This window comes from Ectobacillus sp. OTK (assembly GCF_059698935.1).
The window spans coordinates 569,647-594,628 of record NZ_AP048547.1 but is presented as its reverse complement, the minus strand read 5'-3'; the positions used below and the strand labels follow the sequence as shown (position 1 = coordinate 594,628).

Here is a 24,982-nt window from a genome sequence, read left to right as displayed (position 1 = left end):
TCCTTATTGTATATTTGGGCATCATCCGCCTTGAATATTCTAATAATTAAGAAAAGTCTTATTTTTAAAAAATTGTATGGAGGTGAATGGCCTTCAAGGCCCTCTCAATGACAAACAAATGGACTCCTGCGCTTTTTCAAGACTTTCGCAACTCAGAACACGACGCCTGCGGAATTGTTTCCGTTATGGAAAAGAAACGTATCCCCACAAAGGCAAACATTGACTTATGTATACAATCTCTCGTTAAAATGAATCATCGCGCCGGCTTTATTAATGGAGAAGGCGATGGCATTGGAATTCATATTGATCTCCCAAAAGAATTATGGAAAGAAAAATTGCGAACGAACGGGCAGGATCCGCAAATTGTGGACCGTTCCGATTTTGTTGTCGGCCACTTTTTCCTCGATAGTAAAGCAGATGTAATCTCGCTGCAAGCTGAAATGAGAGAAGCTTTTACAAATAATGGCCTGCATGTTGTCTTTGAAAGTGAAAAGGTAACACATACGGAGGCTCTTGGACCGCTCGGCCAAAAAGAAGAGCCTGTATTTTGGCAAATTGCCCTTCTGCCGCAGCAAAGCATAAAGCATGTAGAACGTACATTATTTGAACTTACCATTCTACTTGAGAAAAATGACAAGGTTCATGTTGCATCCTTAAGCCCTCATCATGTTATATACAAGGTAATGGGAGCAGGCGATACACTCGTCAGCTATTACACAGACTTAACAAACCCGCTTATTGCATCAACAATGACTCTTGGACATAACCGATACTCTACAAATACTTTATCAAACTTCTTCCGTGTACAGCCGTTCAGCGTGCTCGGACATAACGGCGAAATTAATACGATTGCAAAGCTGCGAGATCAAGCGGAAATGCTGAACGTACCATTAACAAATGGCGGAAGCGACTCGCAGGACTTAAACCGTACAATCGACACACTGATTTCCCGTTATGATTACAGCTTGTTTGAAGCAGTTGATCTTCTGTTCCCGCCAATCGTAAATGAAATCAAGCTATACAAGGAACACCTTCAGGACTTATATACGTATATGCGCGAGGGATGGGGCCATTTTGCTCAAGGGCCTGCCGGTATCATTTCCCGCCATAAGGACGAAGCAGTCTTCAGCGTCGATTCCTTAGGATTGCGCCCTTTGTGGAAAGTTGAGACAGAAACATCTTACATTTTCTCTTCAGAGCCTGGTGTCGTACCTCCAAATGAGTATATAGCTGAGCCAAAGGCACTTGCACCTGGTGAAAAAATCGGTCTCAAATGGAATGAAGCAGGAGAAATGGTTGTATACGAATATGAACAATTTCAAGAGGAAATATATAAGCGTTTTAGTCAGCGCGTGAATTTGGCAGATTACCGCTTCCACCTTGAATCCCCAACGCCGCAAAAAGCGAAAAAGGTAGCGCCTGACTTAAAAGTAGAAGATCGTCAATATGCAGCTTTTGGATGGGATCGCGAGAACATTCAATTGCTTGAGCAAATGGCAGAAAAAGGAGCTGAGCCAATTCGCTCCCTCGGGCATGATGCGCCGCTTGCTGCTCTAGATTCCGGTCGACGCAATATCGCGGACTTTATAAAAGAAAGCGTTGCCGTCGTAACCAACCCGGCGATTGACCGTGACCGCGAAATTGAGCATTTTTCAACGCGCACAGTCATCGGAAAACGACCGTCACTGTTTGAGAAAACACAACAAACAACGATTTTAGAGCTGCCTTCCCCTGTATTATTAGAAGGGGGAATCGGACAGCAGGCTGCAGAGCAAGCAGGACAGCTTTCCTATGAGCAGCTTGCAGGATTCTTTGCAGCGAATGATTCCCTTTACAAGCTATCTGCAACATATAAGGAAGATGAAACGTTAACAGCAGCATTAGATCGTTTGACACAGGAAGCAATTACCGCCATACAAAACGGTGCTGCATTGCTCGTATTAGATGATGAGGGTGCTCATCAAAACGGAAATCTATGGATTGATCCGCATCTCATCACAGCAAATATGCAGCAGACACTTGTTAAGGCAGGTTTACGCCGTGACTGCTCTATTTTACTTCGTTCCGGTGCGATCCGCTCCTTGCACGATCTTGTGACTGCATACGGCTTAGGTGCAGATGTCATTAGTCCATATCTTATGTTTGCCACAGTAAGCGACGGAACAGAAAAACCTTGTCTCAATCTTTATAATGCTTTGAATAAAGGGCTAGAAAAGGTTATTTCTACAATTGGTATTCATGAATTGCGCGGATATGGACGTCTCTTCTCCTCAATTGGATTGCATGATGAAGTTGCAAATGTGTTAAATATCGTCAATTTCTTGGGCTCTGATACACTTATATTCAACTTTGAAAGCATGAAAGAGGATGCCCTCAAGCGTGCGGAAGACTATAACAAAGAAACTGTGAAAATGCGTAAAACATTCCACATCTTCCCTCGTATTTGGAAAGCAATTGGCGATGTAGCAAAAGGAAACGCATACGACGACTACCGTGAAAAATTAACGGACATAGAAACAAAAACACCGATTTCCATCCGTCACTTAGCAGATTTTAAAGAATCCAGTGCTCCTGTTCCAACAGAAAAAGTAAGTATCGAGGTTGGAGAGCATCATTTACCATTTATAATCAGCTCCATGTCCTTTGGTTCACAAAATGAAATTGCATTCCGAGCATACGCGGAGGCAGCGGACCGTTTGAATATGATTAGCTTAAACGGTGAAGGCGGAGAAATTAAGGATATGATTGGTAAATACCCGAAAACGCGTGGACAACAGGTTGCATCTGGACGTTTCGGAGTCAATGCGGATTTATTGAACTCCTCCAATTTAATTGAAATTAAAATCGGGCAAGGAGCGAAGCCTGGTGAAGGCGGGCATTTGCCTGGCTCAAAGGTAACAGCGAAGATTGCTGAAGCACGTAACGCAACAATCGGTTCAGACTTAATTTCACCATCTAATAACCATGACATCTACTCAATTGAGGATTTGGCGCAAATCATTGCTGAGATCAAAACAGGTAATAATAAAGCAAAAGTTGCTGTTAAAGTTCCAGTTGTTCCGAACATTGGAACTATTGCAGTCGGAATCGCCAAAGCAGGCGCTAACTTCATTAATATCAGCGGATTTGATGGCGGTACAGGTGCAGCGAGAATTCATGCACTACAGCACGTTGGATTACCGGTGGAAATCGGTGTGAAGGCTGCTCATAATGCACTCATTGAGGCCGGCATGCGCGACAGCGTAGAAATTTGGGCAGATGGCGGTCTGCGCAGTGTGGCAGATGCATTAAAGGTGATGCTTCTTGGCGCAAACCGCGTTGGATTTGGAACACTGTCGATGATTGCAATTGGCTGTACAACTTGCCGCGGCTGCCATCTGGACACATGTCACGTTGGGATTGCAACGCAAATTGAATCCGAAGCACAAGCGAAGGAGCATGGATTACGCCGTTTCGTCCCTCGTGAATTTGACGGTGCCGTGCAAGGACTCATGAATTTGTTTACAACATTTGGATTAGAGCTAAAGCGTCTCGTAGGTCTGCTGGGCTTCAACAGCCTGGAGGAGGTTGTTGGCCGCTCCGATCTGCTTAAACAAACGCGCGGCTTACAGCTTATGGATTTATCCCAGATGCTTCGCGTATTAGAGACAAAACCATTCTTAACAGTTACGCTGACACCCGCGGAACAAGAGGCTGCCTCCGAGTTTGCAGCAGACTCAAAAGAATTGGTTGCAGTCGGTGTCGAACAACGTGCTATGGGAGCATTAGAATCCTGTTATCGCACACGAGGCAAGCTTGCAGGCGAATCGCTCAATCCAATTACGCTTCAATATACAAATGCCATTCCAGGAAACGGGCTCGGTGCATTCAACAGCAAGGATATTTTCATCCACGTCAGCGGCGGTGCACAGGACGGTATCGGAAAAACATCATTTGGCGGCGGTATTTATATAATGAAGGCAAAAGGAAAAGACGGCAATTACTATAATGGCTCCGCGGGCAAAGGCTTCGGCTACGGTGCGCAAAAAGGAGCACTATACGTGCAAGGAAATGCTGATGCACGTGCTGGTATCCGCCTTTCCGGCGCTGATATGATCATCGGCGGCCGTGTTACAAAACCAATTCCTGATCAAGAGCATGGGAATATCGGTGTACACTCCAATATCAAAGGCTTTGCTTTTGAGTATATGACAAACGGACGCGGTCTCGTCCTAGGAGACCCAGGTCCATGGATTTGCGCAGGTATGACGGGTGGGGTCGTATACTTGCGTCACCAGCCGGAAATGGGGCTAACAGAAGCGGCTATTCGCCGTCGTATCGCGAAAGGCGCAAATGTAACTGTGCAAAAGCTCAGCTCAAAAGGCATAGCAGACGTAACAGAGATGCTGACGGATTATATCCGTATTCTTACAGCGCATGAGCAGTATGAGGAAGTCAACATCATTTCTGCCTTGTTTGATGATATCAAAAATAACTTCTTTGAAATTATCCCAACAAAAGAGCAAGCAGACCCATCTGTCTCAACAGAATGATCAAGAAAAGCGGAGCCAACTGCTCAGCTCCAGAAGACAACAACCTGCGAACAAAATGCGCAGTTCAGCGAAGCTAGACATCATGAAGAAAAGCGAAATCAGCCCGTTCCGCTCCCATAGGGAGATCCGTCACCGGATGGAAACCGGGCCGATGCAGCAGAAAAAGCACCTGTCACAACAGGTGCTTTTTTCTAGACATTACATTGCTTTCTTCCCCTGCAACCGCTCTCATTTTCTTTTTTCAAAATACCCCTTGCGCACTATTTGTAATGCCTGTATAGTAACGTAATGTGAATTCGTGAATACAGAAAGGAATCTTAGAAGGTCATGAAATTGGGTGCTAGGATTTTAAAGACGGGTATCGCTATTACGTTAGCTCTATATGCGGCCATACTTCTTGAAATGCCATCTCCTGTGTTTGCAGGAATTTCAGCTGTATTCGCCATCCAACCATCTGTTTATCGTTCCTACTTAACCGCTTTGGAACAATTACAGGCTAATGTAATCGGAGCTATGTTTGCAATTGCATTTGCGTTAGCCTTTGGAAATAATCCCTTATTTATCGGATTAACATCTGTTCTCATTATCGCATTGGCGCTTAAGCTTCGATTGGAAAATACAATTCCAATTGCCCTGGTGACCGTTATTGCGATTATGGAATATGAGGGAGCTGACTTCCTCGACTTCGCGTGGCTGCGCTTTATTACTATTATGATGGGGATTCTCGCAGCATCTGTTGTAAATCTTGTTTTTATGCCTCCAAAGTATGAGACAAAGCTTTATTATAGAATGGCAGCAAATACAGAGGAAATTTTAAAGTGGATTCGCTTGAATAGCAGACAAGCATCTGATTTTGCTGTTTTAAAGGCAGATTTAGATAAGATGAAAGAAAAAATGATTAAGCTGAATCATTTATATTTACTGTATCAAGAGGAAAGAAGTTATACGAAAAAAACCCGTTATGCAAAATCAAGAAAGCTCGTTTTATTCCGTCAAATGCTGGCGACTACAAGCCGTGCTCTCGAGACATTGAAACTGCTGCATCGTCTTGCAAATGAACTGCATCATATGCCGTCTGCTTTTCAGGAACTCATTCAAAATGAGCTGGATTCTCTCGTAAACTATCATGAGCAGATGCTGTTAAAATTTATCGGTAAGGTAAAAACTCAGCATTCCTCCGAGATGCTTGATGAGGTGTGCATATGCAGACAGCAGCTTATTCAAACATTTATGAGCTACCAAAATAACGAGGGTAGTGAGCAATACAAAATGTGGCTTCATCTCTTCCCGCTCGTATCTTCCATTATAGACTATAGTGAAAAGGTAGAGCATCTTGACATGCTGATCAGCAGCTTCTACACATATCACAATAATCCGGAAGATGAATTGCAAATTCAAGAAAAACCAGAGGATGAATAAAAAACGCGCCGATTGGTGAACCTTTATGGGGAAATAGAGGCGTAGTTGCATTTATGCTTTCCCTCTGAAATTTCTTACTACATCGAATTAGCTTCTAGCCGGAAAATTACACTTTCTTTAAAGAATAAAAAATTGGGGCTTTACGCTTTACTCAGAGCTTTTATTTTTGGTGAAAAAATAGAGTACATTCGAAAAGACATTATACGAATTACCCTTCATTTGACCTATTCTGGTTAGGTGAAGGGTAATTTTTTTCCATGTTCTAGCAGGCAACAGTGAGAAAAAATGCCTGCACTTTGAAGAACTTCACCTATCGGAACCAAGCATAACAATAGCCCTTTGGACATCCGCAAAACTTCATTCGATTGTAAAGCAGCATCTCCACCCTTCCAAGGCTTTAGTGCTTCCATCATGAGACATCCCTTCTTTTCTCCTCTTTTGCAGCAGTGTTAACAAAGAACAGTATACCTCGTATTTTGACCTCATCCTCATCCCATGTTTAAAGGCGGACTCAGACTCTGCACGGGATTTCATTGTCCAGAAAACAGGTAAATATTAAAACCCTTACTAAGATGTTTTCAAGGAAAAATAATAATTTGTAATAAAAATGGACACAAATGGAAATAATGGCAATTAGTAAAAAAGGAGGTGTACGAATTGAAAGAAGAATTGCATACTTTTCATCAGATTTTTACTACTACTAAAGATGCTATCGAAAGGTTTATGAGTATACTAGATCCCGTTATTCAAAATGCAAAAGATGATCATGAACGCCTTTATTATCACCATATTTATGAAGAGGAAGAACAACGACTATCACGTCTAGCTGAACTTATTCCGCTTATTAGTAAATTCGAAAAAGAAAAGGAAGGAAATGCTTTTTCTCCAACCAATAATGAGTTTAATCGCCTTTTACAAGAATTAAACCTTGAAAAATTCGGATTACATAACTTCGTAGAGCACTTGGATTTAGCACTTTTTCAATTTACAGATGAGGAACGAAGCACCCTGTTAAACCAAATGAGGAATGTTTCCTATCAAGATTACCAACAAGTTAAAAAAATGTTAAATGAAATCAATGAACGATTTGATCATAACTATGTCGATCCACATGCGCATCATGATGAACATCACGACCATTTAGCTTCGCCAGGTTCTTCACCTATTGTAAAGTCATCTAGAAAGAGAAAAGGGTTTACAGTCGGGAGTTTAATATAAGTATAGATGCAGGAGGAGGGCAAAAAGCATGAGTAAATCTCAACTATTTCCAGATTCACCATTAACAGATCAAGACTTCTCACAATTGGATCAAACCGTTATTGAAGCTGCACGAAAACAATTAGTTGGACGTCGTTTCATCGAGCTGTACGGTCCGCTTGGAAGAGGGGTACAGAGTATTTTCAATGACATTTTTATGGAGAATTACGAAGCAAAAATGGATTTCCAGGGATCATTTGATACAGATATCGAGGCTAGTAAACGGGTAAACTATACCATCCCATTACTTTACAAAGATTTCGTTTTGTATTGGCGTGACTTGGAACAAACAAAAGTATTAGATATTCCTATTGATTTTTCCGTAGCTGCAAATGCTGCCCGTGATGTGGCCATATTAGAGGATCAAATGATTTTCCATGGATCAAAGGAATTTGATATTCCTGGATTAATGAATGTAAAAGGCCGGTTAACGCACTTAATTGGAAATTGGTATGAGTCAGGAAGCGCCTTCCAAGATGTAGTCGAAGCAAGAAACAAGCTGCTTGAGATGAAACATAATGGGCCCTTTGCACTTGTATTATCCCCAGAATTATATTCGCTATTACATCGCGTACATAAAGATACTAATGTTTTAGAAATTGAACATGTTCGTGAGCTTGTTACAGACGGGGTGTTTCAATCACCGGTTTTAAAAGGAAAAACGGGTGTCTTAGTCAATACAGGACGAAACAATCTGGATTTGGCTGTTTCTGAGGACTTTGAAACAGCATATCTAGGGGAGGAAGGTATGAATCACCCGTTCCGTGTGTATGAAACAGTTGTTTTGCGAATTAAGCGTCCTTCCGCGATTTGCACATTGGAAGATCCTAAGAGTTAAGGAATCGATGCCGATGAATAAAAGAATGTTAACAGTGGGATCTCTTATTCCTAAAAACATGATGGTTGATAAGGTTATAAAGCCTAATCCTTCCTATACAGAGCACCGCTACCTTAGCAGCATTGATTTGCTTCAAAACCAAATACGATTTGAAATCCAACCTGTAAAAGGAAATTTATTAGCTGTTGCTTTAGAGCAAGGGCAAGCTTTACAGTACAAATGTCGAAAAGGAACCTGCGGATTATGCACTGTTAAAGTTCTAGAAGGGGCATCCTGTCTCTCCCCTCCCAATGAGAAAGAGCAAAAAAAACTTAAAAAAACCTTAAATGATGGATATCGCTTAGCTTGCCAGACGGAAATTACTTAAATAATCCTTTCTTTTGAGCCGAAACTAAAAAATGGATCATCCAGGCCCTTAGTACAATCAAGGGTCTATGTGATGATCCATTTCACGTTTTTTCTTTAATTTTTCTCATTTAGAGGATTTTGGGCCATTTACTTTCAATCCTATGCAAATAAGCGTTCATTTAAATGGACAAGATTATCCTCAATTGGGAACGGAAGCGGAATATCGTGCTTTTTTAATTCGATTACGCTTATATCTCGAATAAGCTTTAATGCTTCCTTCTTAAAGGATTGTGTAACAAATCCATCATTGATTTCACATAGCTTTTGTAAGTATTGTAAAGTATCACGTAATAATACTTGTTTTACATAATTATTATTCAGTTGGCAAATCAATTTGTGTTGTAACTCTTTTATCATAGCAATCTGATCAACATGTACCATGATGTTCGTTCCATTTTCATCTATAAAGCATAGGGAAACATACTGACCTTTTGAGATGTCAATATTCGTAAATACTGGGTTATGATATATCTCTCCGGACGATAAACAAATTATGCTTGCTTCTGCTGCACCGCCTATTTTACGGTAATTTGAAATTACAGTATGAATATCTTTCAACCCATGTAACATGTTAAACATACGATTTTCTCCCCTAGTCAATATCGAAGTGTTCTTACTATTATTTTATGGAAAATGATAATCATTGTCAATTAATTTAGGTTTTCCAAAATTAGGATAAATCATTTGAGAACAAGTATACACCCCCTCCCTTTCTTCTGACGAAATTCGTAAAGGGGGCCCTTGCTCTGGCCATATCTTTTCAACAAATGATTGTAACCCTTCATACTCTTGATATAGACGATGTGTTACAGTATGTTCATTCTTATCTCTTAGGGACTTTCTCTACATACTAAAAAACCGGAAAGTATAAAGATACTTTCCGGTTTCGATATGAAGAGCTTACAAGGATTGAAGCTTTATTTACCAAGTACAATTTCCTCAAGTTCATCCAGCATTTGGTTAGCTGCAAGTACACCGCCAGCAGTATTCCAAATTACATCACTCACTTGATGGGCATTTCCACTCTTAACAGCATTTAAATTTTTCCAAAGAGGATCGTTTATCCATTCCTTTTCAGTTGCTAAAGCTTGTTGATCTCCTTCAGGAGCATAGGTGAAGTAGAAAAGAAGATCTCCATCCATTTTAGGAATAACTTCCTTACCTACCTCGATAGCAAGATTGCCTAGCTTATTATCAGGAGTAAACAGCGCTGCTTGCTGCTCAGCACGTTTAAATCCTAATTCATTAAAAATAACTCCAGAGAAAGAATCTGTGTAGTAAATACGAGTTTTTCCAGCCATGAAACGAACAATAGAAACTTCTTGATTTACTTTATCACCTAATTTTTCCTTTACCTCTGCTACATGATTATCATATTGCTTTAATACTTCGTTACCTTTTTCTTCTTTGTTTAAAGCTTTTGCATATAACTTAAAGTTTTCTTTCCAGTCTCCTCTTAGTGTTTCCGAGAACACAGTTGGAGCGATTGCTTTTAACTGCTCATAAATTTTCTCTTGACGCAGCTTGTTACCAATAATAAGATCCGGCTTTAATGCAGCAATTGCTTCAACATTTACTTCACTTTCCGTCCCAACAACCTTTGCATCCTTCATTTTATCTTGAATATGTTCATACCACGGGTTACCTATCCATGATTTTACTGCTCCTACTGGCGTTACCCCCATAGCAAGAAGCGCTTCTGTACCTTCATTCGTTAAAATTACGACCCGTTTTGGCGTACCTTTTATCTCTGTTGTTCCCATCGCATGCTCTACCGTGTATGTTTCGGTTGCCTTTGTAGCTTCTTCTTTTTTTTGTTCCTCTTGTTTCCCGCATGCTCCTAGCAATAAGGAAAAAGATAAAACAAGCATAAGTAAACTCCAAGAAAACTTTTTCACCTATGTAACCCCCATTTTTAATGATAATGATTTTCATTTACAAAACGAATGATATAATAAGAGAGAGGATCCTGTCAATCCGTAATTGAAAAAAATTATCACTCTCATTGACTGTATACCTAAACTTCGCTAGACTGAAGCTAACGGACAAAAGAGAGGGTACGCGTAAAATGATTTGTAAAACGAAACAAACAAAAGCAATTGGACTATTACTATGTATTATATTACTGCTCTATGGTATATGGGCGAGTATCATTTATGGCTATGTAGATACAAGTATAAAAACTGCCGTAGATGCATTTACACATTATAACGGCTCAAACGAGCATATTATCATCAAGACCGTACGGCTGCCTCGCGCCCTCATTGCAGCAGCTGTTGGAGCAAGTCTGGCAGTAGCCGGTGCTATTTTGCAAGTCTTAACAAAAAACCCGCTTGCTTCTCCAAGTTTACTAGGAATTAACGCCGGGGCTTCTTTCTTCATTGTATGTGCTGTTTTTGTTTTTTCCGTTCAATCACTTCAAGTCTTTACTTGGATTGCCTTCCTTGGTGCAGCTATTACAGCTTGTCTTGTGTTTATGATAGCTTCGATTGGCCGGGAAGGGCTTACTCCAATTAAGCTTACGCTTGCCGGAGTAGCGATTGGGGCAGTATTTTCATCATTTACACAAGGTTTGCTTGTACTAAATGAAACATTGCTTGATGAAGTGTTGTTTTGGTTGGCCGGATCCGTACAAGGACGCAAGCTTGAAATGCTGATAAGCGTTCTCCCCTATCTAATCGTTGCCTTGCTTGGTGCAATGGTGATGGCTGGAAAACTAAACATTTTACTATTAGGGGACGATGTCTCACGCGGGCTAGGTCAGCGTACGCAGCTTGTAAAAGGTATCCTAGTACTAATTGTTGTACTGTTAGCCGGAAGTGCAGTCGCCGTTGCAGGACCAATTGGGTTTGTCGGAATTATCATTCCTCATGTGGCGCGTGCATTTGTTGGTATTGACTATAGATGGGTCATTCCTTACAGCGCAGTACTCGGCGGTATCTTATTGCTTGCCGCTGATATCGGGGCACGATACATTTTAATGCCGCAAGAGGTGCCTGTCGGAGTCATGACTGCCGCAATTGGTACACCGTTCTTTATTTATATCGCTAGAAAAGGAGGCATAGCAAAATGAAAAGGCACATTTCTCTTAGAATCGGTCATAACATTTCATTTTTGCTGCAGCGAAAAGCACTCCTCACTCTAGGATGTTTGCTAGGGATTGTAGTATGTCTTTTCTTTGTAAGTGCAGGAATGGGGGATATGAAAATTTCACCTATTCATGTCTTTCAGGCGTTGATTGGCAAAGGAGATGAAATGGAAAAACTTGTGATTACGTCATTTCGCCTGCCTCGTATCCTAGTGGCGCTGTTAGCGGGTATCGGTCTCGCGATAGCCGGTAGCATCCTGCAAAGCCTTGTACGAAATCCGCTTGCTGCTCCAGAAGTTATCGGTATAACAGACGGCGCTGGTGCTGCTGTAGTCTTATGTTTAGCGCTGTTTAGCGACAGTAATGGTGCATTAACAATCAGCATTGAGTGGCTGCCGCTCAGTGCTTTTCTTGGAGCGAGCTTGACTGCATTTCTCGTATATATACTGTCTTGGAAACATGGTGAAGTCGCACCGCTTCGAATGGTCCTCATTGGAATCGGCATTGCTGCACTGATGAAGGCTATTACTACCTTACTTATGGTTATCGGACCCATTCACAATGCCAGCCAAGCTAACATCTGGTTAACTGGAACTGTGCATGGAGCCAGCTGGAAAAACATAACTGTTTTAGCTCCTTGGATTATGATACTTAGCCTAATAGCCTGGATGACCGCGCGTAAGCTAAACGTGCAGGAATTGGGAGATGCTCTGGCAACCGGACTTGGCAGCAGAGTCGGGCGCCAACGACTCTATTTGCTTCTTCTTTGCACAGCATTAATCGGAGGAGCAGTTGCATTTGCAGGCGGCATCCTTTTTGTTGGGTTAATCGCACCGCATATTGCCCGAAAGCTTGTTGGCTCCTCTTACGGAGCACTCATTCCAGCAGCGGCGCTAATCGGAGCCATACTCATGATGGGAGCAGATTTAATTGGCCGGACGATATTAGCTCCATTGGAAGTGCCAGCTGGTGTATTCACAGCAGCTATTGGTGCTCCATACTTTATTTATTTGCTATACAGAAGTAGAAACACATGAGGAAATAGACAAAAGGACGGTGTATCTATGGATGCCTTAAAAACAAAAGAATTAACATTATCATATGGTAATTCGATTATTATAGATGAGCTAGATCTAACCATCCCAAAAGGAAAAATTACTGTGTTTATTGGAGGAAACGGGTGCGGCAAGTCAACGTTGCTTCGCTCACTGGCGCGCCTATTAAAGCCTTCTTCCGGTGCTGTTTTACTTGAAGGAGAGGCAATTGAAAAGCGTTCAACAAAGGAAGTAGCAAAGCAGCTTGCTATTTTGCCGCAAGGACCAACTGCACCGGAGGGGTTGACCGTCCTTCAGCTTGTTAAACAAGGCCGTTATCCGTACCAGACTTGGTTGAAGCAATGGTCAGAACAGGATGAAGAAAGCGTACAGCAGGCGTTAGAAGCAACCGGGATGAGCGACTTAGCCGACAGGCAAGTGGACTCCCTCTCCGGGGGGCAGCGGCAACGTGCCTGGATCGCGATGACATTGGCTCAAGACACAGACATCATCCTGCTTGATGAACCGACTACCTATCTGGATATGACGCACCAAATTGAAATACTAGACCTGCTGTTTAATTTAAACGAAAAGGAAAATCGTACAATTGTCATGGTGCTTCATGATTTAAACCTGGCGTGCCGCTATGCACATCATATTGTGGCTATTCGTAATAAAACTGTATATGCGCAGGGGCAGCCAGAGGTTATCATTGATCAGAGGCTGGTGAATGATGTATTTCGGATGAGCTGCGAAGTGATAACTGATCCAATCTTCGGCACACCTCTTTGTATTCCATACGGAAAAGGACGATACTTATTCCCGCAAAAAACAATTGCGCTAGAATAAACTGTTTTCACAACGGAGCATATTCTAATCTATGCTCCGTTGTTTATTTCCTCATAGCTGAGAATTTGAAGCTTCCCCATTTATAACCATGAAAAAACTCCGCACCAGGCGGAGCTTTTACTGTTCTATGTACTCCACCTTCTGAATGTGGTAGAGGTTATAATAAAATCCATGCCGTTCCATTAGTTCCTCATGCGTGCCGACTTCTTTAATCTCCCCATCCTGCAAATATACAATTTTATCCACATGTGTGATAGTAGAAAGCCGGTGTGCAATTATCAATGTAGTCCGGTCCTTTGCCAGAATATTTAACGCCTCTTGTATATATTTCTCATTTTCCAAGTCAAGCGCGGATGTTGCTTCATCCAGAATCAGCAGAGATGGATTTTTCAAAAAGACACGGGCAATTGCAACACGCTGCCTCTGTCCTCCAGACAGCTTTACCCCTCTTTCGCCAACAATTGTATTATAGCCATCCGGCAGTTCGGTAATAAACTCATGCGCATGAGCAGCCTTGGCCGCTTCAATCATTTCTTTCTCAGTCGCTTCTGGCCTTCCATATAAAATATTGGAACGAATCGTATCGCTGAATAAAATATTGTCCTGCATCACAATCCCAATATGACTGCGCAGATTTTTCAAATCATAGTCACGAACATCAATGCCGTCGATCGTAATCTTCCCCTCTGTCACATCATAAAAACGCGGAAGCAGACTAACAAGCGAAGATTTTCCGCCGCCGCTCAATCCAACGAGCGCTACCTTTTCACCAGGCTCAATGCTTAAAGAAATATTTCTTAACACATCTGGATCCTTGGGATTATAGCGAAAGGACACATCCCGAAATGATACAGCTCCACTCATATGATCCTTTTCCACGCAAACAGGACGATTCACAATCTCATATGGTTCATCAAGTAATTCAAACACGCGATCCATTGATGCAAATGACTGCGTTAACGTTGTAGATGAGTTTACGAGTCGGCGCAGCGGATTGTATAAGCTGTCCATGTATCCAATAAAGGCGACCATCGTTCCTAATGTAAGCTGCCCGTGAAGCACTTGGTACGCTGTAAAACCAATCACGATAAGGGGGCCTAAATCTGTTAAAGTATTCACAGAAGCAAAGGTTTTAGCTGTCCAGCTCGTGTGAGAAAGTGCTCTTGTCAGAAACTCCCCATTCTTCCCCTTAAACTGCTTCTTCTCGTACTCCTCTAATGCAAAGCTGCGCGTAACTGAAATACCTTGAATACGTTCATGCAAATAAGCCTGCATCGAAGCTAACGCTTGAGAGCGTGCTCTCGTCAATTGCCGCAGACGACCGAAAAAATATTTGACTGCCACCACATAAACAGGCAACACAAGCAATGCAATCAATGTGAGCTTTCCGCTCATAGAGAACATAACCGCAATCGCAATAAAAATCGTTGCCGTATCGAGCCAAACATTCATCAAACCTGTGATTACAAAATCCTTTGTTTGCTCTACATCGTTAATGGTACGCGAAATAACTTCCCCTGTTTTCGTATTAGAATAATAACGGAGACTCAGCTTTTGCAAATGATCAAAAATCGCTTTCCGCAAATCATAAAGCACCTTACTTGCGATGCTTTGTGCAAAATATTGGCGGTAATATTCAATCGGCGGACGAAGCACAGCAAAAATAAAAAATGCCGCCCCCATTACCGTGAGAAGCTCTGTTGTTTTATCGTCCAATGAGCCGGATCCTTGAATAATATCATCAATAATATGCTTCAACAAAAGCGGTAAAATAAGAGGAATTCCAAATTTAATTAAGCCGATGATAATAGTCGCTCCAATTTGCCACTTGTACGGCTTTACAAATTGCAGATACCGCTTTATACCACCCATTTTACTCACCACCCGTTTCTCCCCATGAATATAAGAAAAGTGCAAGCTGCCTGTGGTAACCAAATGCCGCCCCACACCTTCTTATTTCTTATGAAGAAAACCTGCCAAAACATCATCCAGCAGGCTTCTCTACTCCCTGTATGTCAAATACCGTTCGTACCATATATCAATGAAATCCGGTGCAAACGGCCCTTTTCTCTGATGAATCCACTGCGTTAATTGCTCTACATTACGCTTTAGAATCGTATCGATTACATCTGGATAGCTCATCATTCTACGGTGCTTCTCGTACTCGTCCTCATCTAACAGCGTGTACGTCATATCAGGATATACCTTGATATCTAAATCATAATCAATATATTTCAGGGCCTCCTCGTCGTAAGCAAACGGAGAGCTAAGATTACAGTAATAATATACGCCATCCTGTCTTAGCATCCCGATAATATTAAACCATTGACTGCCATGAAAATAGCAAATGGCTGGCTCTCTCGTTATCCAGGTTCTTCCATCTGATTCTGTTACAAGTGTGCGGTCATTTGCTCCGATCACAACACTTGACGTCCCTTTCAGAACCGTTGTCTCCTCCCAAATTCGATGAATAAAGCCATTATGCTTGTAGCTATGTATTTGTATTTTTTCTCCTTCATTCGGAAACCCCATGTTTTCTCCCTTCTTTCATTTTGGAAGCTGCTTCTATAATGAGCTTTTCTTTCTATTATAACGGTTATCATCACATTTTAAAACACAGAGCCGCTCGGATGACGGGCGGCTTCTGAATTATGTATAACTTTTCTCTTGCTGGAATGATTCAATAACCTGCTTGGTTTGCTGCTCAAAGGTTTGATGAAGCAGCTGAAGCTCCTTCTGCCTCTTCTGAATTTCTATCCGCAGCTCTTGCAGACCTTCCTCATCCCGTTCCTGCTCCCGTAAGTATTCCAAGCTCTTATACCGCTCTAATTCCGTTTGCAAATCCAAAAGCTGATCCATCGTTTTTAACTGTTCGCTTACAAGAAGGTCGAACTGCTTCACGCTTTTCTCTCCCCTGCAGTAAAGTATTTATAAAAAGAATTCTCCTCCCGTGGAGTTTTTCCTTTGACTACATTTGTTGAGCAATAAGAAGTTATGTCGTTTATAAGAAAAAGCGCAAGCGCCTTGGTTAACCCCGACAGACAAACAATTCATGCACAAAACACGCGGCTCTGGCAAAGCCGATTCAAGGAAGCTTCCGTGTGTTCTTCACAATGAAAAAGGCACTCCCTGAAAAAGAGAGTGCCCTCGCCATTATTGTTGGGATTGAGACTGGGAACCGAAGTTACCAGAATTTTGCGCTTTGCGCGCTTCAGCTTGTGCGTTTTGTTGTCTTACTTGTTGAACATCTGTCTCAGCAGAAAATTCAGCACCATAGCCAGCGTTTGCTTGCTTCACTTTTTGAATGCTAGTTCCAGAAGCTGTTTTACCAAAGCCTTGTTGCTTGTTCATTATTATCACCTCCACAAGAGATAATATAACCAGACAGTTCTTTTCATATCCTGAGAAAATTTCCCCGAAGCCATAATTTTTTGAGCATATGATTTCCACTCATCATTCAAACTAAAACAAACAGGATAAGGGAGAGATTTTATGTATATAGGGCGAGATATGACTGAATTATCAATGACTCCGAAAAATGAGTGGAAAAAGGAGGAGCTTGTGTATTTCCATCATTCCTTGCAGCAAATGCTGCCATATTTGAACGTGGAAGGCCAAACAATGTATAAAGAAATTATCATGGAAATCGAAGGCCGCGGCGGTCTGCAGCGGCATGAAGCAGACTGGACGCACGGGACAAAAATTACGTATGACTAAGAAGAGCGACATGATCCAATTTGCTCGTGAAGGGGACAGTCCTCTATTGGGGCACTTTTGTCTCAGTAGGCAGAGTTCTTTCCCACGGCAAGCAGGTCAGTGTCCTCATAAAAAATTATACTTTCTTTTCTTAATTAAATAAGCCAGCCCTTAGAAAAGGCTGGCTTTCTTGATGCAGTCCTCGAAAATCGTTTTATGCGAACGAGAGAACGTGTATTGCTCAAACTGTTCTGGCGTTAGAACCTTTAGCATATCTGTCTCCTCTATATTCCCTTCTACTGTACCGAAAAAGACAAAAATCTCCCAAGTACGATGTGTAAAAGAATGCTGAACACTTGCGGCATACTCGTCCACACTTACCTCAATCCCGAATGTTTCCTGCATGTAATAGGTGAGCTGCTGCTTATGGCTGCTTATCCCTTCATGCACTTCTACATTTGGAAATTCCCACATATTCGCAAGAAGGCCTGTTTTGGGACGCTTATTAACGATATAGCCGCCGCTGTTTGTACGAAATAGACCGGCAACAATAGGAATCACTTTAGGCTCCTTCGCTTTGCTTTTTACAGGAAGTTCCTTTTGTGCACCCTCATGGAAAGCACGGCAATGACTGCGTACGGGACAAAGAAGGCAGGATGGATTTTTAGGGATGCAGATTAGAGCACCAAGCTCCATCAGACCCTGATTAAAGTATGATGGATTGTCTTTAGAAATCACTTCGCGAATGATATCCTCAAACAGCTTTCTTGTTTTCGGCTTTGCAATATCATCCCAAATAGATAAAATACGAGACATAACACGCATAACATTTCCGTCTACTGCCGGCTCGGGTACATCATAGGCAATGCTTAAAATCGCACCTTGCGTATACGGCCCAACTCCTTTTAGCTTTCCAATCTCCTTTGCTGTATTCGGAACTCTCCCCCCGTATTGCTCCTTTACCTCCTTTACTGCTGCATGAAGGTTGCGGGCGCGGGAATAATAGCCGAGTCCTTCCCAAGCCTTTAATACCTCATCTTCATGAGCTTCTGCCAATGCCTCCAGCGTCGGAAACTTTTCCATGAAATTTTTGTAAAATGGCTTTACTGCTTCTACCCTTGTTTGCTGAAGCATAATTTCCGAGACCCATACACGATACGGATCCTTATTGATACGCCAAGGCAGGTCACGTTGCTCTGCCTCAAACCAACTAATTAAATCATGCTGAAATGCACGTATATCAAATGTATCCAAAATATCCAAATTTTGTTTCAAATTAATCCCCCTCTAGATCCGCTTGAGCTGAAAAACAAGTAACCAGCCATATAAAAGCCTTTAAAGGTACGGTTTTATATACTTTACTTTTATACAAAATAAAATTAACTGTTCATAGCTCCTATGAGAACCTTCTTTTTAGCATATAAATAATATTATAAAGAATTCCGTTAGAATGCCTAAATGTTTTGTAAATGGAAATTACAGGCAAGGGGCTTGCTCGGAAGAAAACAAAAGAGTACAGTAAAGAAAAAGCGTATGAAAATGGAGGTCGTCTCATTATGGACACAGCCACGCATTTAATGATGGGCATTACGCTCGGAGGGCTTGCTACACTTGATCCTGTTATCGCGCAAAGCGACTTCGGACCACAAGCTGTCATGTTCGCCACAATTGTCGGCTCAAATATTCCTGACATTGACACGGTTTTAAAGCTGCGGAATAATGCGAAGTACATTCGCAACCATCGAGGCATCACACATTCTATTCCCGCGGTGCTTCTTTGGTCATTTATTGTAAGCGGAACAGCATTTGCATTATTCTCAAGCGTTCCGTATCTCCATCTTCTTATTTGGTCCTTTATCGCAGTGTTTCTTCATGTATTTGTCGATATTTTTAATGCCTATGGGACCCAAGCGCTGCGGCCCTTTACAAGAAAATGGGTTGCACTTGGCGTTATTAATACGTTTGATGTCGTTATCTTCCTAATCCATGCATTTGGAGCTATACTGATTATTACAGCTGATGGAAGGAAAGGACTTATTGGAATCGCTGCTTATGCACTAACGCTTATGTATTATATCGGCCGTTTTGTGATGAGAACAAACATTGAAAGCATCGTCCGAAAACGATTTAAAAATGTAGAGCAGGTTATCATCTCGCCGACATACCGCTTTTATCACTATCATCTTGCCATTGTAACAGATCAGTACTATTACGTTGCACGCTTTTACCGCGGAAGCATTATGGTACATGATAAATTTGAGCGCGTTCCTCTGCCGGATAACGAGATCATTCAAGCTGCGCAAAAGGATGTAAACATTTCAGCATTTCTGTCATTCTCACCCGTGTATCGCTGGGACATATTTGATTATGATGACCACTATGAGGTCCGCTTTATTGATTTGCGATATCGAAGCAAAGACTATTACCCGTTTGTAGCAATTGTACAACTTGACAAAGACTTACGAATCGTCAGCTCATACACAGGCTGGATTTTCAGCGAAGAGAAGCTGCGCAAAAAATTAGAACTTGTTCCAAATTAAAGAGCGGCCTCTAGGACCGCTCTTTAATGCGTTAAATAATCATTTCGATTCAATAAATGCTTATACTTAGGGTTGTTCGTTTGAATTTCGTGCAGCCTTCCCCCATGGTTTTCAATCCATGTTTTTACAACATGCTCTGTTCTATCCATTCCATTATACTGTCCCGCTCTGGCATAGGTGGCTTCAAAATCCTCCCATAGCAGCTCCACCCAGGCGCGTGCTTGCGCGTATGACAGCGCCTCGTTTTTCTCTAAAAGCAGATTAATTAAACGTTCTATTGCTTCCTTCATTAATTTCACTCCTTTGGCATCTTTCATCTCACATATTCTATTCCGCCTTAACGCATTCTATAAATGATACTTCGGTATCACAATTCCACATAAGGGGGTCTTCTCCTTGGGTACACATATAGGAACGTCTTCTGAACGCCATAGTAGAGGCCAATCAGATGAAACGACACGGGCAAAAGCACGCTTTGCCTCAAAACGTCCTGACGGTACGATTAACACGCATCCGCAAGAGCGTATGCGCGCTTCTAACCCTAACCACCAATCCTAACAACGAGGTGACAGGATGAGCTATCATGAGCGAGTAGACCAACGTTCTGAATTGTTTATGAGTACGTGGACACGCCCAAAACGTCAAAAATCACAAATTAACGGACAAACAGAACCGTCGCAAACAAATATTATCCTGCGAAGCAACGCAAAAGCCCATCGCTGGTAATCTCGAAAAGCGGAGTAGACCTCTGCTGTTAGTAGAAACACCGTTTAAAACGAGAGAGCTTACCGCTTCTCTCGTTTTTTTAATAATGAAATCGGGATACCCGCCTCTTCCCCCTGCTGCCCCTCTCGATACCCCCAGGCAAACACACCATTGAAATATGTGATAGTAAAATGAGTACCTGGTTCCTCTAGAAGCTCATACGTTTCTCCCACCTGAAAGTCGTTTATATTGGCCATGTAAGCTTTGGCCATCGCCATTTTCCGTGTAAGCACCTCATATTCATTTATCATGCCCATTTGCTCAGCCTTCGTTGCCTTCTCCTTGAGCTCTCGTATCTCCTTATGCAGTTCGTACTCTGACATTTCGCTGTATCTCTTTGGAATATTCACTATTCTTCCCTCTCCCTTAAAAATCGTTCGATTAGCTCTAACGAAAACCCTTTTCGGTATAGTGCGCCCTTTATCTTTGTTTCATACTCCCAGCCGCTGTATTTCTTGTATTTCTCGTGATATTTTTGCCCCTGATATAGCACAGCCTCCCACTCAGCATCTGTTTCCGGCTCCTCCAGCTCTTCTAGACAAATATTAACTACGTCCCTTGTATACCCTTTACGAATAAGCATTTCTTCCAGCTTTTGTCTCATCTGCAGAGCGGAAACATTTCTATATGTTTTTTTCTTTTTCTTACAAAGCATAACAGCATTAGTTATTTGCTTATCCTTGGAATATTCATGTAAACTATTGATAATGATGGAAGAATCCACTCCTTTTTCTTGTAATTCACGTGTGATGCGCTGCGGTCCCTTTAAACCGACATTGCTTTGTGTACGTACGTAAGCAAGCGCATATTCCTTGTCATTGATGTATGCTTCCTCTGTCAGCTTTGCAATAACTTCGTTGATAATAGCTTGTCCGATTTCTTTTTTGCGCAGCTGCTCTTCTACCTCCTGCTTGGTGCGCATTTGATAGGACAAGTATGAAATAGCTTGTAAATATGCTTTTCGTACCTCTTCGTCAAACAAAATAGTGGAAAGCTCAAACTCATCTACTTCCATTCCTTTTCTTAGGTTATATTTCACGAGCGTATGCCCGTCTACGCTAAAGCCGTATTCTTCACCCGATCCTTTATCTATGTAAATATTGTAACGCTCTTTATCATTTTTTTGCACCTGAATCTTCGTAATGATAGCCATTGTTTTCACCTCATAATCACATTATAGCATGACTTTTTCAACCAGGTTCACGGCGGCGCATAGCCTAATTTATCACGTACTAGCACAATTTTATTTTCTCATAGGCGAGTCAAATTCTATCTCTTTTCATATATATAAGTTAGGAGGGATTTCCTTGGAGATTGCCATCTCAGGAGGCACAGGGTTCATCGGCAGCGCCTTAGCAGCTCATCTTGCCGGCAAAGGACATACTGTGTATATTTTAACGCGAAGTGCAAAGCTTACATCTACAAGACCAAGCATACGCTTCGTTCAATGGAGTGCAGAAGACGAGACGTTTCCTCTCTCTGGTATTGATGCGCTCATTAATCTTGCGGGGGAACCAATTAATAGCGGCCGATGGACACAGCAGAAGAAATCGCAAATTATGACGAGTAGAATCAAGACAACAAAAGGAATTATTTATCAGCTTACAAAGCTTTCACGCCGTCCGCGAATATTCGTAAATGCAAGCGCGATCGGCTACTATGGTACCTCTCTTGACCAAACCTTTACAGAAGCGTCGATAACACATGGTACAGACTTTCTTGCAACAACAGTCGTTCGTTGGGAAGAAGAAGCTTCTCATGCACAACTGCTGGGGATGCGAACCGTTTATACACGCTTCGGCATTGTACTCGGTCGAAAAGGAGGCGCACTGCCAAGGATGGTTCTGCCTTATAAGCTTTTTATAGGCGGAACAATCGGTTCTGGAAAGCAGTGGCTTTCTTGGATTCATATCGACGATGTGATAAAAATAATCGCCTTTGCACTCGAAAATGAAGCGATTCAAGGTGCTCTCAATCTTACAGCACCAGAGCCTGTTACGATGCAGGATTTTGGAAAGACAATCGCGAAAGTATTACGAAAGCCGCATTACTTTCCAATTCCTTCCTTCCCACTTCGAATCCGACTCGGCGAAATGAGTACACTTGTATTGGATGGCCAAAGGGTTCTTCCTGAAAAATCCATACACCATGGATACATGTACTCGTACTCTAATCTTGAAGATGCTCTGACAGACCTATTGAAGTAAGGAGTTTGAAATGAAGATTGTATTTAAGCAAGCAACTGTTTATCCCATTACATCCGCGAAACTGCAAGGAGACGTATTAGTAGAAAACAACAAAATTAAAGCAGTCGCACCATTCATTGAACAAACTCAGGATATGGAAGTAATTGATGCACGAGGCCTTTATCTTTTACCTGGCTTTATTGATGTACACACACATCTGGGGCTATATGATGAAGGAACCGGCTGGGCTGGAAACGATGCAAACGAGACTGTTGAAGTTCTGACTCCGCATATCCGATCTATGGATGGTATTTATCCCCTAGATATCGGTTTTCAGGATGCCGTTCAAAGCGGTGTCACAACTGTTCACGTTCTGCCCGGCAGCCAAAATATTATCGGTGGAACGACGTGCGTCATTAAAACAACAGGCAAAAGTATCGATAAGATGCTTGTGCAGGAGCCAGCTGGATTAAAGATGGCTCTCGGCGAGAATCCCAAACGTGTGCATAGCCATGGCAACAAGGAATCCATCACGCGAATGGGAATTATGGGGATGCTTCGGGAGGCATTTTATGAAGCAAAAAACTACGGAAATGAAGCTGACTTTGGTATGCTCCCTCTTATCAAAGCATTAAAGAGAGAAATCCCTGTTCGTATTCACGCGCATCGCGCCGACGATATTCTCTCTGCCATCCGCCTTGCGGATGAATTTCGTCTTGATCTGCGCATTGAGCACTGTACAGAAGGTCATCTCATTGCAGAAGAATTAGCAGGACGCAATTTAAAGGTTTGCGTCGGCCCCACGTTGACTCGCAAGTCAAAAATTGAACTAAAAAATAAGTCGTGGAAAACATATCAGGTATTGGCAGACTACGGCGTTGAGATTTCAATTACAACCGACCATCCGTACACACCAATACAATACTTAAATCTTTGTGCCGCCCTTGCCGTTCGGGAAGGGTTAGAGGAGCAAACTGCTCTTGAAGGCATTACAATTAATGCCGCCAGAAATCTAAGGCTTGATCATCGCATCGGCAGCCTTGAAGCAGGAAAGGATGCGGATATCGTACTTTGGTCACACCATCCGTTTCATTATTTGGCAAAACCCTTTCTTACGATGATAGATGGGAGAATTATTTACAAAAAAAACACATAAAGCATGTTTCTGTTCCTTAACAAGATAAAGTATTATAACTTTGTATAAACCACATACAACCATAATCAATTTGTCACATTTTACTTTTTTCAAATTGATGAATGGGGAAGGCAAATGGTGCGCCACCAGCATTCAGGTCTGGTTCTAGTGGGTTCGATTCCCACCCCGAAATTTTTTTAAATGCTTGATATAAAAAATTTCGAGGGTGGGGTGTAGTCTGTCAAACTACACGAACGTTCTGCCCTCGCTTAAAGGAGGATGCAAAATGTTAAAAAAACGCGACCTGCAAGAATGCCACGCTTTATATGACCTGCTGGTGCACCCTGAAGTCTTCCCTTTTGTACGTCAAAAAGTATATTGCTACGACGAGTTTTTGTTTTTGACTAAACAAACAATAGAAGCAGAAGAGCGCGGAGAGTTAATCTCCCGTACGATTTTAGATGAGTGGGGAAATCCAATCGGTACAATTTCTCTGTTTGATATTCAAGATAATGCCGGCTTTTTAGGAACGTGGCTGGGTAAGCCATATCACGGTCAAGGATACAATAAACCGGCAAAGGATGCCTTTTTCCATGAAGTATTTTTTGAGCTGGGAATTAAAGCGATTTTCATGAAAATCCGCAAGCACAATATCCGTTCTATGAAGGCTGCAGAGAAGCTTCCGTACGTCACACTAGCTAATGAATCAAGAAAAGCGCTATATGAGGAAATTAACACAACCGGCGATATTTACAACTTATATGAGATTACAAAGGATCAATATACACTGCATACAATGCGTGAAGGAAATACGGTTCATGAAGCACAGCATTTGAAAGAAGCTTAATTATGGTATACGCCCCGGTAACATTGGAAAACATAGGTAATGACTATGTTATCGGAGGTGATGACCATGGATAGCGCAAAAAAGAAACGTGAAAAATCAAGAAGTAAGCTTTCATCTACACAAGAGGTCTTATACCAAAGAGAATTTAGAAATGCTGATCGTGCAGCAGGCTATAAACCAAAGGGTATTTTTTAAAGAGCGGCTTTTCGCTCTTTTTCTTTTTTGTGTATAAGTTTTTCCACAAAATTCTCACAATTGTGAATAACTTACTACTGTTCCAGTCATATATGAGATAGAATTGTGGTTATTTGTTCCTAATTTTGTGGATAAAAATAGTAATTTTTGTGGATAATGTGGATTATTCTGTTAATATTTTCATAATGCTGGA

Annotated in this window: 27 protein-coding genes; 16 read left to right on the top strand and 11 right to left on the bottom strand. The window is 41.8% G+C overall.

Annotation, left to right across the window (positions count from 1 at the left end):
- Nucleotides 1-86 precede the first annotated feature (86 nt).
- Nucleotides 87-4,532: a glutamate synthase-related protein gene (locus AC6HZ4_RS03015; protein WP_497493598.1), complete on the top strand. Its 4,446-nt coding sequence runs from the start codon at nt 87-89 to the stop codon at nt 4,530-4,532.
- 327 nt (nt 4,533-4,859) lie between these two features.
- Nucleotides 4,860-5,951, top strand: a complete 1,092-nt coding sequence (locus tag AC6HZ4_RS03010) for an aromatic acid exporter family protein (RefSeq protein ID WP_497493597.1) — start codon at nt 4,860-4,862, stop codon at nt 5,949-5,951.
- A gap of 233 nt (nt 5,952-6,184) precedes the next feature.
- Here the strand turns inward: AC6HZ4_RS03010 and AC6HZ4_RS03005 are convergent, their stop codons facing one another.
- Nucleotides 6,185-6,364: a hypothetical protein gene (locus tag AC6HZ4_RS03005; RefSeq protein WP_497493596.1), complete on the bottom strand. Its 180-nt coding sequence runs from the start codon at nt 6,362-6,364 to the stop codon at nt 6,185-6,187.
- Nucleotides 6,365-6,599: 235 nt separating this feature from the next.
- Between AC6HZ4_RS03005 and AC6HZ4_RS03000 the strand changes: the two genes are divergently transcribed.
- Genes AC6HZ4_RS03000 through AC6HZ4_RS02990 form a run of 3 tightly spaced genes read left to right on the top strand, consistent with a single transcriptional unit; the run spans nt 6,600 to nt 8,413 of the window.
- Nucleotides 6,600-7,169, top strand: a complete 570-nt coding sequence (locus AC6HZ4_RS03000; protein ID WP_497493595.1) for an IMEF encapsulin system ferritin-like cargo protein — start codon at nt 6,600-6,602, stop codon at nt 7,167-7,169.
- Nucleotides 7,170-7,197: 28 nt separating this feature from the next.
- Nucleotides 7,198-8,046 (top strand): family 1 encapsulin nanocompartment shell protein, encoded by an 849-nt coding sequence (locus AC6HZ4_RS02995; RefSeq protein WP_497493594.1) that lies wholly within the window; start codon nt 7,198-7,200, stop codon nt 8,044-8,046.
- Nucleotides 8,047-8,059: 13 nt separating this feature from the next.
- On the top strand, nt 8,060-8,413 hold the full coding sequence (locus AC6HZ4_RS02990; protein ID WP_497493593.1) for a 2Fe-2S iron-sulfur cluster-binding protein: 354 nt from the start codon (nt 8,060-8,062) through the stop codon (nt 8,411-8,413).
- Between the two features lie 140 nt (nt 8,414-8,553).
- Here the strand turns inward: AC6HZ4_RS02990 and AC6HZ4_RS02985 are convergent, their stop codons facing one another.
- Entirely contained in the window at nt 8,554-9,033 is a 480-nt protein-coding gene (locus AC6HZ4_RS02985) for a hypothetical protein (RefSeq protein WP_497493592.1), read from the bottom strand.
- Nucleotides 9,034-9,371: 338 nt separating this feature from the next.
- Nucleotides 9,372-10,325 carry an ABC transporter substrate-binding protein gene (locus AC6HZ4_RS02980; protein ID WP_497495581.1) on the bottom strand — a complete coding sequence of 318 codons (954 nt, stop codon included), beginning with the start codon at nt 10,323-10,325 and terminating at the stop codon, nt 9,372-9,374.
- 197 nt (nt 10,326-10,522) lie between these two features.
- On the opposite strand from AC6HZ4_RS02980, the gene AC6HZ4_RS02975 reads away from it, so the two are divergent.
- Genes AC6HZ4_RS02975 through AC6HZ4_RS02965 form a run of 3 tightly spaced genes read left to right on the top strand, consistent with a single transcriptional unit; the run spans nt 10,523 to nt 13,425 of the window.
- A complete protein-coding gene (locus AC6HZ4_RS02975) occupies nt 10,523-11,527 on the top strand; it encodes a FecCD family ABC transporter permease (RefSeq protein WP_497493591.1) in 1,005 nt (334 codons plus the stop codon).
- Nucleotides 11,524-12,579, top strand: a complete 1,056-nt coding sequence (locus AC6HZ4_RS02970; protein WP_497493590.1) for a FecCD family ABC transporter permease — start codon at nt 11,524-11,526, stop codon at nt 12,577-12,579. The genes AC6HZ4_RS02975 and AC6HZ4_RS02970 overlap by 4 nt, the downstream gene beginning before the upstream one ends.
- 27 nt (nt 12,580-12,606) lie before the next feature.
- Complete coding sequence (locus tag AC6HZ4_RS02965) at nt 12,607-13,425, top strand: ABC transporter ATP-binding protein (protein WP_497493589.1); 819 nt, start codon at nt 12,607-12,609, stop codon at nt 13,423-13,425.
- 117 nt (nt 13,426-13,542) lie between these two features.
- Here AC6HZ4_RS02965 and AC6HZ4_RS02960 read toward each other — a convergent pair whose 3' ends face one another.
- From AC6HZ4_RS02960 to AC6HZ4_RS02945, 4 genes are all read right to left on the bottom strand, one after another.
- Nucleotides 13,543-15,297 carry an ABC transporter ATP-binding protein gene (locus AC6HZ4_RS02960; protein ID WP_497495580.1) on the bottom strand — a complete coding sequence of 585 codons (1,755 nt, stop codon included), beginning with the start codon at nt 15,295-15,297 and terminating at the stop codon, nt 13,543-13,545.
- A 129-nt stretch (nt 15,298-15,426) separates the two neighbouring features.
- Nucleotides 15,427-15,957: a nucleoside tri-diphosphate phosphatase gene (ntdP, locus tag AC6HZ4_RS02955; protein ID WP_497493588.1), complete on the bottom strand. Its 531-nt coding sequence runs from the start codon at nt 15,955-15,957 to the stop codon at nt 15,427-15,429.
- A 117-nt stretch (nt 15,958-16,074) separates the two neighbouring features.
- A complete protein-coding gene (locus AC6HZ4_RS02950) occupies nt 16,075-16,326 on the bottom strand; it encodes a YgaB family protein (RefSeq protein WP_497493587.1) in 252 nt (83 codons plus the stop codon).
- A gap of 252 nt (nt 16,327-16,578) precedes the next feature.
- A complete protein-coding gene (locus AC6HZ4_RS02945; protein ID WP_497493586.1) occupies nt 16,579-16,776 on the bottom strand; it encodes a gamma-type small acid-soluble spore protein in 198 nt (65 codons plus the stop codon).
- A gap of 141 nt (nt 16,777-16,917) precedes the next feature.
- Here AC6HZ4_RS02945 and yfhS point away from each other — a divergent pair, with 141 nt between their 5' ends.
- Nucleotides 16,918-17,142 (top strand): mother cell protein YfhS, encoded by a 225-nt coding sequence (gene yfhS, locus AC6HZ4_RS02940; RefSeq protein WP_497493585.1) that lies wholly within the window; start codon nt 16,918-16,920, stop codon nt 17,140-17,142.
- A 150-nt stretch (nt 17,143-17,292) separates the two neighbouring features.
- On the opposite strand, the gene mutY is transcribed toward yfhS, so the two are convergent.
- Nucleotides 17,293-18,396 carry an A/G-specific adenine glycosylase gene (gene mutY / locus AC6HZ4_RS02935; protein ID WP_497493584.1) on the bottom strand — a complete coding sequence of 368 codons (1,104 nt, stop codon included), beginning with the start codon at nt 18,394-18,396 and terminating at the stop codon, nt 17,293-17,295.
- Between the two features lie 281 nt (nt 18,397-18,677).
- Here mutY and AC6HZ4_RS02930 point away from each other — a divergent pair, with 281 nt between their 5' ends.
- The gene (locus AC6HZ4_RS02930; RefSeq protein ID WP_497493583.1) at nt 18,678-19,661 is read left to right on the top strand and encodes a metal-dependent hydrolase; all 984 of its coding nucleotides are present in this window, start codon (nt 18,678-18,680) and stop codon (nt 19,659-19,661) included.
- A gap of 23 nt (nt 19,662-19,684) precedes the next feature.
- On the opposite strand, the gene AC6HZ4_RS02925 is transcribed toward AC6HZ4_RS02930, so the two are convergent.
- Nucleotides 19,685-19,951, bottom strand: a complete 267-nt coding sequence (locus AC6HZ4_RS02925) for a YfhJ family protein (protein WP_497493582.1) — start codon at nt 19,949-19,951, stop codon at nt 19,685-19,687.
- 106 nt (nt 19,952-20,057) lie between these two features.
- On the opposite strand from AC6HZ4_RS02925, the gene sspK reads away from it, so the two are divergent.
- Together sspK and AC6HZ4_RS02915 are read left to right on the top strand one after the other, a co-directional pair.
- Entirely contained in the window at nt 20,058-20,219 is a 162-nt protein-coding gene (gene sspK / locus AC6HZ4_RS02920; protein WP_497493581.1) for a small, acid-soluble spore protein K, read from the top strand.
- A 15-nt stretch (nt 20,220-20,234) separates the two neighbouring features.
- On the top strand, nt 20,235-20,387 hold the full coding sequence (locus AC6HZ4_RS02915; protein WP_497493580.1) for a YpzG family protein: 153 nt from the start codon (nt 20,235-20,237) through the stop codon (nt 20,385-20,387).
- Between the two features lie 59 nt (nt 20,388-20,446).
- On the opposite strand, the gene AC6HZ4_RS02910 is transcribed toward AC6HZ4_RS02915, so the two are convergent.
- Both AC6HZ4_RS02910 and recX read right to left on the bottom strand, forming a co-directional pair.
- A complete protein-coding gene (locus tag AC6HZ4_RS02910) occupies nt 20,447-20,776 on the bottom strand; it encodes a YfhH family protein (protein WP_497493579.1) in 330 nt (109 codons plus the stop codon).
- On the bottom strand, nt 20,776-21,579 hold the full coding sequence (gene recX, locus AC6HZ4_RS02905) for a recombination regulator RecX (RefSeq protein WP_497493578.1): 804 nt from the start codon (nt 21,577-21,579) through the stop codon (nt 20,776-20,778). Before recX ends, AC6HZ4_RS02910 begins: the two co-directional genes overlap by 1 nt.
- A 154-nt stretch (nt 21,580-21,733) precedes the next feature.
- On the opposite strand from recX, the gene AC6HZ4_RS02900 reads away from it, so the two are divergent.
- From AC6HZ4_RS02900 to AC6HZ4_RS02885, 4 genes are all read left to right on the top strand, one after another.
- Entirely contained in the window at nt 21,734-22,633 is a 900-nt protein-coding gene (locus AC6HZ4_RS02900) for a TIGR01777 family oxidoreductase (RefSeq protein ID WP_497493577.1), read from the top strand.
- 10 nt (nt 22,634-22,643) lie between these two features.
- On the top strand, nt 22,644-23,768 hold the full coding sequence (locus tag AC6HZ4_RS02895; protein WP_497493576.1) for an amidohydrolase: 1,125 nt from the start codon (nt 22,644-22,646) through the stop codon (nt 23,766-23,768).
- Nucleotides 23,769-24,033: 265 nt separating this feature from the next.
- Complete coding sequence (locus tag AC6HZ4_RS02890; RefSeq protein ID WP_497493575.1) at nt 24,034-24,594, top strand: GNAT family N-acetyltransferase; 561 nt, start codon at nt 24,034-24,036, stop codon at nt 24,592-24,594.
- Nucleotides 24,595-24,660: 66 nt separating this feature from the next.
- Nucleotides 24,661-24,789: a YfhE family protein gene (locus AC6HZ4_RS02885; protein ID WP_497493574.1), complete on the top strand. Its 129-nt coding sequence runs from the start codon at nt 24,661-24,663 to the stop codon at nt 24,787-24,789.
- Nucleotides 24,790-24,982 lie beyond the last annotated feature (193 nt).